We start from the raw sequence: 13,555 nt of genomic DNA on the forward strand, positions 1-13,555 counted from the left end.
TCAGTGGCCCAGATCGATCCGGACAGCCCGGTGCCCAAGTATTTCCAGCTACGGGAGATCCTGCTCGACCTCATCGAGAGCAACGAGCTGCCGATCGGCGCGGCGATCCCCTCCGAGCGCGACCTGAGCCAGCGCTTCGACCTGTCTCGTATGACGGTACGACAGGCCGTCGACCACCTGGTGTCCGAGGGCCGGTTGCACCGGGTCCCGGGCAAGGGAACGTTCGTGGCCCGCCCGAAGATCGAGCTGGCGCTCCAACTCACCTCCTTCACCGACGACATGCGGGCGCGCGGCATGGAGCCGGGCTCCCGTGACCTGGACCGGCGGGTGGTCCGGGCCAGTGCCCACCTCGCACGGCAGCTCGGCATCCAGCCGGGAGACGCCGTCCACTTCATCGAGCGGCTGCGCACGGCGGACGGGGAACCGCTGAGCATCGAGCGCGCCCACATCCCGGTGGCGCTCGCACCCGATCTCGATGCCTACGACCTGACCGGACGATCCCTGTACGCCCTGCTCGAGTCGCGCTACGGACTCGTGATGGACGCCGGGGAGCTGACCATCGACGGCGGGCTCGCCGACCCGAGCGACGCCGATCTGCTCAAACTGCCCCGGGGCGGGGCCGTGCTGCTGCTGCAGCGCCGGTCCTTCGCCGGCGGGGTGTGCGCCGAACTCGGCGTCTCCACCTATCGCGCCGACCGCTACCAGCTCCGGACGCTCCTCGGAGCCCCGGCCCGACGCCTCTAGTAGTCCCCCCATCCTGGAGGAACACCAGATGAGTTCCACCTCCGCCGACGCGGGCCTGCCCGCGGCACCTGCCAGCCAGAACGCGGTGATGACCGCGCTTTCCCGCATCGGCCGCTCGCTGATGCTTCCGATCGCCGCGCTGCCCGCCGCGGCCCTCCTGCTCCGGATCGGCCAGGACGACCTCCTCGGCCGTACGGACAACGCGACGCTCGACAAGATCGCACAGGTCATCGGCGGCGCGGGCGGCGCACTGTTCGACGCGCTGCCGCTGCTGTTCGCGGTCGGCGTCGCGATCGGCTTCGCTCGCCGCGCCGACGGCTCCACCGCCCTGGCGGCCGTGGTCGGCTACCTCGTCTGGGACCGGGTCACCCACCTGATGTTCTTCGACGCCTCCGCGGACTCCGCAGTGCACACGAAGGTGGTCCAAAGCGTCGTCGGAGCGGACGGCAAGCCGACAGAGGTGCTCAACCTCGCGTCGGCCAATCCGACCGGAGTGCTCGGCGGCATCCTTATGGGAATCGTCACGGCCATCCTGTGGCAGCGCTTCTATCGGACGAAGCTGCCCGCCTACCTGGCCTTCTTCGGCGGACGCCGCTGCGTGCCGATCCTCACCGCGGTGGCCGGGCTCGTGCTCGGCGTCGTCTTCGGCCTGGTCTGGCAGCCGATCGGACAGGGCCTGAGCAGCTTCGGCGACTGGCTCGCCGGCAACGCCACCATCGGCGCGGGCATCTACGGGATCGTGAACCGGGGCCTCATCCCCTTCGGCCTGCACCACTTCGTCAACTCGATCGTCTGGTTCACCGTGCCGGAGTGCACCGTCGGCGCCACCCACGCGGCGGGCGACCTGAACTGCTACTTCGCCGGGCAGGACGGCGCCGGCGCGTTCATGGCGGGCTTCTTCCCGGTCATGATGTTCGGTCTGCCGGCCGCCGCGATCGCCATGTGGCGAGCCGCGCCGCCGCACCGCCGCGCCACGGTCGGCGGCATCATGCTCTCCTCTGCCCTGATTTCCTTCGTCACCGGAGTCACCGAGCCGATCGAGTTCGCGTTCATCTTCGTGGCCCCGATCCTGTTCGCGGCGCACGCGCTGCTCACCGGCATCTCGATGGCCGTGGTCGCGGCCCTCGACGGACGGCTCGGCTTCGGGTTCTCCGCAGGCCTGATCGACGCCGGCCTCAATGCGTCCAAGGACAACACGCACAACTTCTGGCTGATCATGCTGATCGGCGTGGTCTACTTCGTCGTCTACTACGTGATCTTCAGCTTCCTCATCAAGAAGCTGAACATCATGACGCCCGGTCGCGAGCCCGAGCCCGACGTGGACTCCGGGGAGAGCGCCGACACGGCGCGTGCCCGCGCCTGACGCGTCAGATTCCCCTCTCAGGGAGCAGGGGCGCCCGGTGATCCCGGGCGCCCCTGTTGTGTTTCCCCCCATTGCGGATGCCGCTAATGGCCGGACGGTCCGCGCTCAAATCCACGGCGGCCCCGCCAACCCGGCGGAATCCGGCCGGAATCTTCCCGGACGAACGGCGGCACAAAGGCCCGCGACTCGGCAAAGTTGGCGTTTCCCCGTATCAGCGCGGATGACCGCAATCTCTATTAGACGTCAGTCAGGTTCACGGCGTACGAGAGCGGAGTCCCGATGCCCAAGCCCGTCCCCCTGCCACGGCTCGCGTCCGTCCCCCCGGCCGATCCCCCCTACGACGATCGTGACGGCGGCGGCCACATCACGCATCCCGCGACGTACGGCGCGCTCGCCCTGGCCCCTCTCCCGGCCCGTACGGGCACGCCCACCGACGAGCGCCGCCTGCGGGGGCTCGGCCAGGCGCTCGCGGAGGTCCTGGCCGGCCGAAGGCCGCCGGAGACCGTCCAGGACCGGCTGACCGAGCGGGCCTACCGCGAACTGGTCCGGGCCGGGAAGATGATCGACACCGAGCGGCCGCCCCTGACCGGCCTCCCCCACGTGCAACGCCCGTACGACGGGGTCATCGAGATGTGCCTGCTCGTCCACTGCGGGACGCGCAGCCGCGTGCTCGCCGTACGGCTGGAGCGGCGGGGTGTGCAGTGGCTGGTCACCGACTTCGAGACGGCATGAAACGCGAAGGACCCCGCCGGGGCATCGCCCGGCGGGGTCCGTCTCACGTCACCGTCTCGGCTACGTCCCGGCTCGCCTCACGCCTGCTGGTTGCGCGGGTCGCCGTGGCAGCGCTTGTACTTCTTGCCCGAGCCACAGGGGCAGGGCGCGTTGCGCTCGGTGTCGCCGTACGCGGCGCGCTGCTCGGGGGTCGACCGCACCCGGCTGACCTCCACGTCGCCGCTCTCGCCCGGCGCGGTGTAGACCATCTCGGTCGGCCGCGACGGCTGCCGCAGCGCGCGGGCGATGATCGAGCCGGTCTCGGAGAGCGCCGTGTCCTCCTCGGCGTTCTCCTCGACGATCGGGTTGGCCTGCACCTCGACCTCGAGGTTGAACAGGTAGCCGACCGACTCCTCCTTGATGCCGTCGAGCATCGCGGTGAACATCTCGTAGCCCTCGCGCTGATACTCGATCAGCGGGTCCTTCTGGGCATAGGCACGCATGCCGATGCCCTCCTGGAGGTAGTCCATCTCGTAGAGGTGCTCGCGCCACTTGCGGTCGAGCACGGACAGGATGACCCGGCGCTCCAGCTCGCGCATCGCCTCGGAGCCGAGCTGCTCCTCGCGGCGGTCGTAGGCCGCGAGCGCGTCCTCCTTCACCTTCTCGGCGATGATCTCCGCCGTGAGCTCCTCGCGGTCGCCGCCGATCTGCTGGATGAGCTCGTCGACGGTGAAGGAGATCGGGTAGAGCTGGCCGAACGCCTTCCACAGCTTCTCGAGGTCCCACTCCTCGGCGAAGCCCTCGGCCGTGGCGCCCTTGACGTAGTCGTCCACGACGTCGGTGACGAAGCCGCGGACCTGCTCGTGCAGGTCGGCGCCTTCCAGCACCCGCCGCCGCTCGGCGTAGATCACCGTGCGCTGGCGGTTCATGACCTCGTCGTACTTCAGGACGTTCTTGCGGATCTCGAAGTTCTGCTGCTCGACCTGGTGCTGTGCGGAGGCGATGGCCTTGGAGACCATGCCCGACTCGATCGGCACGTCGTCGGGGATGTTGAGCCGCGTCATGATCATCTCGACCCTCGCCGAGTTGAACAGCCGCATGAGGTCGTCTTCGAGCGAGAGGTAGAAGCGCGACTCGCCCGGGTCGCCCTGACGGCCGGAACGACCGCGGAGCTGGTTGTCGATGCGCCGCGACTCGTGCCGCTCGGTGCCCAGCACGTAGAGCCCGCCGAGCTCGGTGACCTCCTCGTGCTCGGCCTTGACGGCCTCCTTGGCCTTCTCCAGCGCCTCGGGATAGGCCTTCTCGTACTCCTCCGGAGTCTCGGAGGGCGACAGGCCGCGCTGGTGCAGCTCCAGGTCGGCGCGGAACTCGGGGTTGCCGCCGAGCATGATGTCGGTGCCTCGACCGGCCATGTTCGTCGCCACGGTGACGGCGCCCTTGCGGCCCGCCTCGGCGACGATCGCGGCCTCACGCGCGTGGTTCTTCGCGTTCAGCACCTCATGCGGCACGCCCTGCCGCTTGAGCATCCGCGACAGCTTCTCGGACTTCTCGACGCTGGTGGTGCCGACGAGGACCGGCTGGCCCTTCTCGTAGCGCTCCTTGATGTCCTCGACGCACGCCTGGAACTTGGCGTCCTCGGTCTTGTAGACCACGTCGGGCTGGTCCTTGCGGACCATCGGCCGGTTCGTCGGGATCGGGACGACGCCCAGCTTGTAGGTCTGGTGGAACTCGTTGGCCTCGGTGGTCGCCGTACCGGTCATGCCGGCGAGCTTGTCGTAGAGGCGGAAGTAGTTCTGCAGCGTGATCGTGGCGAGAGTCTGGTTCTCGTCCTTGATCTTCACGCCTTCCTTGGCCTCGATGGCCTGGTGCATGCCCTCGTTGTAGCGACGGCCGTGCAGGACGCGCCCGGTGAACTCGTCGACGATCAGGACCTCGCCGTCGACGACGATGTAGTCCTTGTCCTTCTTGAACAGTTCCTTGGCCTTGAGGGCGTTGTTGAGGTACTGCACGAGGTGGGTGTGCTCGGGCTTGTAGAGGTTGTCGATGCCGAGCCAGTCCTCGACCTTCTCCACACCCGCTTCGAGGATGCCGACGGTGCGCTTCTTCTCGTCGACGACGTAGTCGCCGGTGCTCTCCTCGCCGTCCTTGCCCTCGGTGCCGCGCCGCAGCCGGGGCACGATCTTGGCGAACTCCTGGTACCACTTGCCCGACTGCTCGCCCGGGCCGGAGATGATGAGCGGGGTCCTGGCCTCGTCGATCAGGATCGAGTCGACCTCGTCCACGATCGCGAAGTTGTGGCCGCGCTGGACGCACTCCTCCATGGACCACGCCATGTTGTCGCGGAGGTAGTCGAAGCCGAACTCGTTGTTCGTGCCGTACGTGATGTCGGCGTTGTACTGCTTGCGACGCTCCTCCGGCGGCATGTTGGCCAGGATGACCCCGACCTCCATGCCGAGGAAGCGGTGGACGCGGCCCATGGTCTCGGCGTCGCGCTTGGCCAGGTAGTCGTTGACCGTGACGACGTGGACGCCCTTGCCCGAGATCGCGTTGAGGTAGGCGGGAAGAGTACAGGTGAGCGTCTTGCCCTCACCGGTGCGCATCTCGGAGATGTTGCCCATGTGCAAGTTGGCGCCACCCATGATCTGCACGTCGAAGTGACGCTGCCCGAGCACCCTGCGGGCGGCCTCGCGTACGGTCGCGAACGCCTCCGGGAGCAGGTCGTCGAGGGACTCGCCCTCGGCGTGACGCTGCTTGTACTCGGCGGTCAGCGCGCGGAGCTCGGCGTCGGACAGGCTCTTGAAGTCCTCTTCGATGGAGTTGACCTGCTCGGCGATGCGCTTGAGCTTCCGCAGAGTCTTGCCTTCGCCGGCGCGAAGGATCTTGTCGAGAATGGCTGGCACTTTTAGTAAAGCTCCTCGCAGGTCTACCTCGGCTGATCACCGGGGTGTGAGGACGAGACATACTTCCCCGCTAGCCATCGTAGGCGGTTCCAGTACCAGACACACCCACCTGCTATCGACGGAGCGCCGCGGCACAATCGCATAACTCATAGGGGAAAACCGCCGCCAGGGGTTCCCCCGATGTTCCGACCACCTCTGCCATCAGGTAGAAAACGGGGTATGGCACAGAGCGGACACCAGGGCAGCCACGCGGGAAGCGCCAAATCTTGGCTTGCCGTCATCACCATCCTCATCGGCTTCACGATCGGGGGCGTGGCGCTGACCCTCGGCCCCAACTGGCTCTTCGTCTGGATCGGCGTGGGCATCTGCGCGGTCGGCGGGCTGCTCGCGCTCGCGTTCGACATCTTCTCGGATGTGATCGTGGACGCGCCTCGCCAGATGTCGGTCCAGGAGCACCACTCGCCGTTCGAGCACCGGTCCATCAGCTCCTGAGGCAGCTCCCGAACCGCCGTAAGGGTTTTGTCGGTCACAGCGTCTAGCATCTCTGGCTGTGACCGACGTGACCGCCGACCTGACCGCAGACGAGGCCCGCAGGATCATCCTCCGGGCCCAGGGTTTCCTCGGCGCCACCGCCCGCGGCGGCGGCGTCCCCGGCATGCTGCGGCGCGTCGGCGCCGTCCAGCTCGACACCATCTCCGTCCTGGCCCGCTCCCACGAGCTCGTCGCGTACGCGCGCCTCGGGGCGGTCGGCCGCTCCGCGGTCGAGCGGGCCTATTGGGACGATCCCGCCCGCGCCTTCGAATACTGGTGCCACGCCGCCTGCATCCTGCCCGTCGAGCAGTGGCCGCTGTACGCCTTCCGCCGTCGCGCGTACCGCGACCGGCGCTTCCGCTGGCACGAGGTGCCGCCCGTGGTCGACAAGGTCCTGGAGCAGGTGCGTTCGGACGGCCCGCTCACCACGGCCGACATCGGCGGCGCCAAGAATGGAGGGCCGTGGTGGGACTGGTCGGACACCAAGATCGCCATCGAGTTCCTGCTCGACATCGGTGAGGTCGTCTGCACCCGCCGCGTCGGCTGGCGGCGCGTCTACGAGCTCGCCGAGCGCGCCGTCCCGGCGGACCTGCTCGCCCAGGACCTGCCCGATGACGCGTGCGTGGCCCGGCTGACCACGATCGCCGGGCGGTCGCTGGGCGTGGCGACCCGGGCGGACCTGGTCGACTTCACCCGCGTCAAGGGCAAATACGCCGCCATGCTCGACGAGGCGCTGCTGAGCGGCGCCGCCGGCCTCGTGCCCGTACGGGTGTCCGGCTGGCCCGCGCGGCGCGGCACGGACCCGCATGGCCCGAACGCCTGGGCGGACCCCGACGCGCTGGAGAGCGAGCCGCGCGGGCGGCACCGCACCACGCCGCTGTCGCCGTTCGACTCGCTCATCTGGGAGCGGGCGCGGGCCGAGCGGGTGTTCGGCCTCAACCACCGCCTGGAGGCGTACGTCCCGAAGGACAAGCGGGTGCACGGCTACTTCGCGATGCCGGTGCTCGCGGGCGGGCGGATCATCGGCAGGGTCGACCCGGCCCGTGAGGGCGCCACGTTGGTCGCCAAGCAGGTCGGTTTCGAGCCGGGCGGCCGGGCCAGGGCCGTGGAGGCGATGAGCGACGCCCTGTGGGAGGCCGCGAGCTGGGTCGGCTGCACCGACGTGCGGGTGGAGCGGGTCGGCGCGGCCGACCTGGAGGCCCCGCTGCGCGCCGCGGTGGCCCACGGCCCGAGCCGGCCGATCAGGTGATCTCCAGGAGCCGCTCGCGCACGGCGTAGACCACGGCCTCCATGCGCGAGTGGAGCTGGAGCTTCTCCAGGATGTTGCGGACGTGGTTCTTCACCGTGTTCTCGGAGATGAACAGGTCCTTGGCGATCTCGCGGTTGTTCATGCCCTTCGCGACGAGCCGCAGCACCTCCATCTCCCGGTCGGTGAGGCGGGGCACCGGGAGCTGCGGGGGCCGCTCGGCCTCCTTGCGGCTCATGTTCGCGAACTCGCTGATCAGCTTGGCCGCCATGGCGGGGTTGATGAGCGACTGCCCCTCGTGGACGCCGCGCACGGCGTCGGGCACCTCGTCGATCTGGACGTCCTTGAGCAGATAGCCCGTCGCGCCCGCCTTGATCGCCTCGAAGAGGTCCTCCTCCTCGTCGCTGACGGTGAGCATGATGATCCGGGTGCTCGGCACCGACTCCTTGATCTTCCGGGTCGCCCCGATGCCGTCCAGCCTCGGCATGCGGACGTCCATCAGGACCACGTCCGGCATCAACCGGTCCGCGAGCTCCACGGCCTCCTGGCCGTCGCTCGCCTCGCCGACCACCTCGATGTCCGCCTCCGCGGCCAGCGCGAGCTCCAGGCTTCGGCGGATCAGCGCGTGATCATCCACGATCAGCACACGGATCGGCTCGCTTCGACCGGCTGCTCGGGCCGCCTCGTCGGGTCGGGTCACGGAACCTCCTTGCGGGGGCCAAGGACGCTGGATCGCCATCATGGCACGGTTCGGGAACCGGTGCGGATCTTCGTCGAGGCGTTACTACCCCCGGCACCAGGACATACCCGGCCGAACAACACCTGCTGCGCGGAACGTGCTCATCCTCTTCACGATAAGTGCCGGCACCCCCGAATCACGCACTCTGCTTCGATGTCGCAGGCTTTCATCGGGCGTCGTAAGGCCCGGCTTCTCAGACGAGGCCGTACCGGGAGAGCACGTCGGAGATGGCGGGACCCACCGGGCTCATCTGGCGGAGAATCCCTCTCAGCAGATTCTCCGGAGACAGCGGCTGCGGGATCCCCGGTGTGGGCGTCCGGGGCACGGCCGCCGCCGCGCCCCTGAGTAGCACGGCCCGTTCTCGCAGGCTTCCGCTGACCGCCCCGGTGCCGCGCCGCATCGCTCCCAGCTCGGCCTGCACCCGATCCCGATGCGGGCCGTTCCATCGCATCCGGTCCATCAGAGTGCTGACCGGCTGCAGCACTTCATCAATCGCGTCGGCCAAATCCTCATGTTCATGCGCCAACCGGCTCAAATCATCATGCAGAGACATCCCCGTTATTCCATCCGATCCAGTCGGGCGGCGTAAGAATACTTCCACATCGTGTAACGACGGGCTAGGTTCTAGTCTCGTGGAGCCGGAACGGGTGGTCGACGCCGACGATCTGGAACGACTGGCCAAGCTTCTCACCGACAAACGACAACTGGCGGAGCAGTACTACGCACGGGCATGCCGGCTTGTGGGACAGGCCCAGGCCACTCCGCTGGCAGCCATGCTGCGGTGGGCCGGGGAGACCGCTACAGAACTGGGCAACCGAGCCGCGATCGTCCGCGCTGCGGAAAAGGGCGGAGACCCATTCGGCGCGTTGTCGGAATTCGGCCTCAGCACCGCGATCGGCACAGTTTCCGGGCAGGATAGAACACGGCTCATAAAAGACCTTAAATCAGTCATCAATCGCAACGAGGCAGCCCGTCCGGAACAACGCGCAGAGGCGATCCGGAAATTCTTCGGAAAACTGACGGCAGCCGAACGATCCTCGCTCGCCATCGAACAGCCCGACGTGGTCGGGCGACTGGACGGCGCTCCGGCCACAGTGCGCTACGCCGCCAACCGGCTCCTGATCGAGCGCGCCCTCGCCCATGAACAGAAGGACCTGGCCGCGTTGAAGGCCACCGACCCCAAAAGTCCCCAGGTGACACTCCTGGAGAAGCGGGTGGCCCGCATGACGGAATTTCTCCAGCCCCGGGTGACCGGCGACGGCCGGTCCGTCCCGCGCCAGTTCCTGCTGTTCGATCCTGCCGGCGACGGCCGCGTCGCGGAGGTCTTCGGCGACCTCGCCAAGGCCGAACACGTCGCCGTCATGGTGCCGGGCATCACCAACCGGCTCGACAACTACCAAGACCTCGCGATCGATGCACAAACACTTATTACGGATCCCGACACTAAAAAGGACTTACCGAAAACCGCCGTGATCACCTGGCTGGGTTACGACACGCCCGAGCTGGGGGATTCGGTGCTGCAGGCCAAGGCCGAGGCCGGCGCCCCCGCGCTGCATTCGTTCCGTGCTGGGCTGGAGGCGGCCAAGGGGGCGAAGTTCGCACTCTTCGCCCACAGCTACGGCACGTTGCTGTCCAGTAAGGCGCTGCAGCAGGGGACCCCGTTCGACTCCGTGGTGTTCATGGGCAGCCCGGGCCTTGGCGCCAACGTCAAGAGCGTGGCCGACCTCAAGCTCGCGCCCGGCACCCCGGTGTTCGCCATGCGCGCCCCCGGCGACTGGGTGTCCTACAGCGAAGCGCACGGAAAAGACCCGGCAGAACTGCCGGGTGTCCGACGGCTGGCCACCGGCCACTCCTCCGGGCACAGCCAGTACTACATACCGAATAACACGGCACTGCAGAACCTGCAGACGATCCTCACCGGAGACGGGTGTTATCAATCCTTCCTGGGCTCACCAGAACTCGACGACGAGCAGTTCGGTGCCAGTGCCGCGCCGGTTCTCGTCAAGGAGCTCCAGAGCAGGGTGCCGCAGTGGAAGGTGGGCGAACTCGGTGCGGTCTTCGAGTCGGCGATCAAAAGCGCGCTCGATGGGAACGCCGATCTCAAGACGAAGGCCGCCCAGATCTGGCAAGCGCTGCAAAAAGCCAACCTCGATGGCTATTTCACCAAAGAGGACATCGCAGCGATCACCGCCAAGACTCTCGCGGCATCCGGCGACCTGATCGTGAAGAGATACATGACGATGTCGCTACCCGCACCGCAGTAAGGGACCCATAGCCCAGATGATCTCCCTGCCCCGCAGCCACCGCATCGGCATCGCAATGCTAAGCCTGCCCATGTTCCTGGTCGGCTGCACGCATGAACCGGAGATAGAGATGACCCCCGAGCAATCACGCCAGGTCTTCGTCACCGAGGCCAAAGCCGTCATCCAGGCCGTCTTTCCCGACGCCGACCCCCGCGTCATCCTGATCGGCCAAGACGTACCGTGCGGCGGTCCGGTCGGCACAGACTCCAGTAGCGTAGAAAGCGCCTATTCCGTCCTCGGTAAGGCGCCGGATGGTGCACAGAATCCCGACGAGGTGTTCCGCAAGGTCCTCGACGTGCTGAAACAGCGCGGCTGGACGATCAACTACACGAATGGTCGAGTAGTCGGGGCAGAACGCAAGGGCGTCGGCGGCTTCCGAGTCGGCGTCCCGGAGGCACCGGTCGGCGTCAATATCGACGGAAGGACCGAGTGCGTAGAAAACCTAGATAAATAGGAATCCGACGGTCCGGCACCATGATCTCCCTGCCCCGGAACCGCCGCACCATCATCGCGATGCTATGCCTGCCCATTCCCCTGGCCTGCTGCATGCATGAACCGGAGATAGAGATGACCCCCGAACAATCACGCCAGGTTCTCATCACCGAGGCCAAGGCCATCATCCAGGCGGTCTTCCCTGACGCCGACCCTCTCGTCGCGGTGCAGGTGAAGGATGCGCCGTGTGGCGGGCCTGTCGGTACCGACGACACGAGCGTGACAAGTGTCCTCACGGTTCGCAGCGACACCGCAGACGACACGTCGAATCCGGACGAGGTGTTTCGCGAAGTCCTCACGGTGTTGCGCCAGCGTGGCTGGACCATCAACTACACGAAAGGTCGCGTAGCCGGCGCCGAACGCACAGGCGTGGGCGGCATCAGCGTGGGGGTGCCCGCTTCCCCTGTCGGAATCAACATCGGCGGCGACACGGAATGCGTTAAGAATCCGGAACGAGTGATCTGACCTCGAAAAAAGGGGCGTACGAGTGTGGGCCGGCCCCGCTGAGCGAGGTCCGGCCCACGTTGGGCGAGGTCCTAGCTCTCCACGAGCCTGAGGACTCCGTAGTCGTAGCCGCGGCGCCGGTAGACGACGCTCGGCTGACCCCCTTCCTTGTCGCGGAAGAGGTAGAAGTCGTGTCCGACGAGCTCCATTTCCAGGAGCGCCTGATCGATCGTCATGGGGTCGGCCTTGTGGAACTTCTCGCGTACGATCAGCGGCCCTTCGCCGTCCATCTCGATGGGCACGATGGGCTCGGAACTCCGGGCCCGCCCTCCGGCGATCTCGACCGAAATCTCGGCGACCAGCTCCGGCTCCTCCCGGACGCTCGTGACCACCTCCTGCGCGTTCTCGGTCACGGCGGTGAGCTCTGCCATCGAGGGAGGGCAGTTCTTCCCGTGATGGATCTTGCGCCGATCGGCGAGCCGCCTCAGCCGTTCCTCCAGTTTGCCGATGGCGATGTCCAGCGCCGAGAACCGGTCGTCCGCGCAGGCCTCCGCGCGGATGGCGGGGCCCCGCGAGTGGATGGTCAGCTCCACCCGTTCACGCTGCCCGCTCTGCCGGTGGTTGGGTTCCTTCGAGACCTCTACGTCGACCTGGATGAGCTTGTTGTTGAGCTTCTGGATCCTGGCCAGCTTGGACGTCACTTGATCGCGGAACCGGTCACCCACAGTGGTGTGCCGTCCCTTGACGATGATTTCCACGCAAAGCCCCCCTTCGCACATCGACGATGGTGTACGCGCTCCTGGGCACCCGTCCGGCCGACCTGGTCTTCGTCCCCACATCCGCCTGCTGAGGGGTTCGCAGCTCACTCGCCACTACTGCCCTTCTCCTCTTGCGGGGGACATCTGGACCCCCGGGAGGGCAGGACTTACCTCTAAGCCGCACCGTGATCGGTCGACCAAGAGTCGCCTTACGTGGGCCGTTTCGCCTGCGGCTGGCATCGGCTAACCAGGCCGGACCCCGCGAGGGAGCCGGCCCGGCGCAACCACGGACCCGAACGGGTGCCATGTCTGAACGCTAGTCGCTACCGCCTCGGATGTCAGCCAGGAGATCCGCTAAACGATCACTTTGCGTGATCCCGGTTGCCATCTCACCGCCGGAAAATTCGTGGTCATATTCTGGGAATCCCCGCAACCAGGGCATCCACACCTGCTTTGAGCAGGCAAGTCCCCACGAAGTCGGAGGGCGGTCGCGTCCGGGCGACACGCCGCACTCTTACCCAAGGTTTTACGTTCCGTGATATTCACCAATCGGGCATCTCCGGCGTGTCGCCGCGATGGTCACCGCCGCGGACGGCTCCGCTCCGGCCGCGCGCAGCGCCCTGGCCGCCTCCGCCAGCGTCGTCCCCGTCGTGACGATGTCGTCCACCAGGACCACGTCGGCGGCCTCCGAACAGCCGTCAGACGGCCGTGGCCGCGCCGCCCCGCCCGGCACGACCTCGAACGCCCCCGACAGGTTGACGGCCCGCTCCGCCGATCCCAGCCCCGCCTGGTCTGCCACGCGGCGGCACTGCCGAAGCAGGGGCGCGAGGGCGGCGGGCCGGCCGCGTCGGCACAGCTCGCGGGCCGCCGCCGCGGCGACGGCGCGGACGGGGTCGTGCCCCCGGCGGCGGGAGGCTGCGCGGGCGCTCGGCACCGGCACCAGCCACAGCTCGCGAGAGGATCCTCGGCCCCCAGCGCCTGTGGCCGCCCGTGTGGCCGCCCAGGCGGTCACACAGGCGCTCACGGAGGCCGCCAGCACCGGCACCAGGGCCGTTCGGCCGCGTTCCTTGCAGGCGAGGATCATCCGGCGGGCGGCGCCGTCGTAGGCGGTGGCCGACCAGCACTCGGGCAGGCCCGGAGGCGGCGGGTCCGGCGGCCGTGGGGCCGGCTCCCGCAGCAGCTCGGCACGGCAGAACGGGCAGGCGAGGACGCCCGGCGCGCCGCATCCGGCGCAGCGCGGCGGGAGGATCAGGTCGAGCAGGGCGGACGGCAGCACGCCCTCAGCTTGCCGTCCGCCACCGACATTTCACGGACCGTCACCAGG

Annotated in this window: 13 protein-coding genes; 8 read left to right on the forward strand and 5 right to left on the reverse strand. The window is 67.8% G+C overall.

Annotation, left to right across the window (positions count from 1 at the left end; translation table 11 throughout):
• Window positions 1–3: 3 nt before the first annotated feature.
• The 3 genes from FLX08_RS29980 (at window position 4) to FLX08_RS29990 (ending at window position 2,839) form a co-directional block, all read left to right on the forward strand.
• Window positions 4–744, forward strand: coding sequence for a GntR family transcriptional regulator (locus FLX08_RS29980; protein ID WP_142562894.1), 741 nt, complete (start codon window positions 4–6; stop codon window positions 742–744).
• Window positions 745–772: 28 nt separating this feature from the next.
• Entirely contained in the window at window positions 773–2,107 is a 1,335-nt protein-coding gene (locus tag FLX08_RS29985; protein ID WP_142623619.1) for a PTS transporter subunit EIIC, read from the forward strand.
• Between the two features lie 279 nt (window positions 2,108–2,386).
• Window positions 2,387–2,839, forward strand: coding sequence for an Rv3235 family protein (locus FLX08_RS29990; protein ID WP_142623620.1), 453 nt, complete (start codon window positions 2,387–2,389; stop codon window positions 2,837–2,839).
• A 77-nt stretch (window positions 2,840–2,916) separates the two neighbouring features.
• On the opposite strand, the gene secA is transcribed toward FLX08_RS29990, so the two are convergent.
• A complete protein-coding gene (secA, locus tag FLX08_RS29995; protein WP_142623621.1) occupies window positions 2,917–5,718 on the reverse strand; it encodes a preprotein translocase subunit SecA in 2,802 nt (933 codons plus the stop codon).
• A gap of 219 nt (window positions 5,719–5,937) precedes the next feature.
• Between secA and FLX08_RS30000 the strand changes: the two genes are divergently transcribed.
• Window positions 5,938–6,210, forward strand: coding sequence for an HGxxPAAW family protein (locus tag FLX08_RS30000; protein WP_142623622.1), 273 nt, complete (start codon window positions 5,938–5,940; stop codon window positions 6,208–6,210).
• A 58-nt stretch (window positions 6,211–6,268) separates the two neighbouring features.
• A complete protein-coding gene (locus FLX08_RS30005) occupies window positions 6,269–7,498 on the forward strand; it encodes a winged helix-turn-helix domain-containing protein (RefSeq protein WP_244312993.1) in 1,230 nt (409 codons plus the stop codon).
• Here FLX08_RS30005 and FLX08_RS30010 read toward each other — a convergent pair.
• A complete protein-coding gene (locus tag FLX08_RS30010) occupies window positions 7,491–8,195 on the reverse strand; it encodes a response regulator (RefSeq protein WP_142623623.1) in 705 nt (234 codons plus the stop codon). The two genes, FLX08_RS30005 and FLX08_RS30010, sit on opposite strands and share 8 nt — an antisense overlap.
• A 232-nt stretch (window positions 8,196–8,427) precedes the next feature.
• Window positions 8,428–8,787: a hypothetical protein gene (locus tag FLX08_RS40895; RefSeq protein WP_167530621.1), complete on the reverse strand. Its 360-nt coding sequence runs from the start codon at window positions 8,785–8,787 to the stop codon at window positions 8,428–8,430.
• A 79-nt stretch (window positions 8,788–8,866) separates the two neighbouring features.
• Here FLX08_RS40895 and FLX08_RS30015 point away from each other — a divergent pair, with 79 nt between their 5' ends.
• Genes FLX08_RS30015 through FLX08_RS30025 form a run of 3 tightly spaced genes read left to right on the forward strand, consistent with a single transcriptional unit; the run spans window position 8,867 to window position 11,494 of the window.
• The gene (locus FLX08_RS30015; protein ID WP_167530622.1) at window positions 8,867–10,498 is read left to right on the forward strand and encodes an alpha/beta hydrolase; all 1,632 of its coding nucleotides are present in this window, start codon (window positions 8,867–8,869) and stop codon (window positions 10,496–10,498) included.
• A 16-nt stretch (window positions 10,499–10,514) separates the two neighbouring features.
• The gene (locus tag FLX08_RS30020) at window positions 10,515–10,991 is read left to right on the forward strand and encodes a hypothetical protein (RefSeq protein WP_142623625.1); all 477 of its coding nucleotides are present in this window, start codon (window positions 10,515–10,517) and stop codon (window positions 10,989–10,991) included.
• A gap of 20 nt (window positions 10,992–11,011) precedes the next feature.
• Window positions 11,012–11,494 (forward strand): hypothetical protein, encoded by a 483-nt coding sequence (locus FLX08_RS30025; RefSeq protein WP_142623626.1) that lies wholly within the window; start codon window positions 11,012–11,014, stop codon window positions 11,492–11,494.
• 71 nt (window positions 11,495–11,565) lie between these two features.
• Here the strand turns inward: FLX08_RS30025 and hpf are convergent, their stop codons facing one another.
• Window positions 11,566–12,231: a ribosome hibernation-promoting factor, HPF/YfiA family gene (hpf, locus tag FLX08_RS30030; RefSeq protein ID WP_142623627.1), complete on the reverse strand. Its 666-nt coding sequence runs from the start codon at window positions 12,229–12,231 to the stop codon at window positions 11,566–11,568.
• A gap of 526 nt (window positions 12,232–12,757) precedes the next feature.
• On the reverse strand, window positions 12,758–13,507 hold the full coding sequence (locus FLX08_RS30035; protein ID WP_244312995.1) for a ComF family protein: 750 nt from the start codon (window positions 13,505–13,507) through the stop codon (window positions 12,758–12,760).
• Window positions 13,508–13,555: the final 48 nt, after the last annotated feature.

This window comes from Microbispora hainanensis (assembly GCF_006874475.1).
Classification (GTDB): domain Bacteria; phylum Actinomycetota; class Actinomycetes; order Streptosporangiales; family Streptosporangiaceae; genus Microbispora; species Microbispora hainanensis.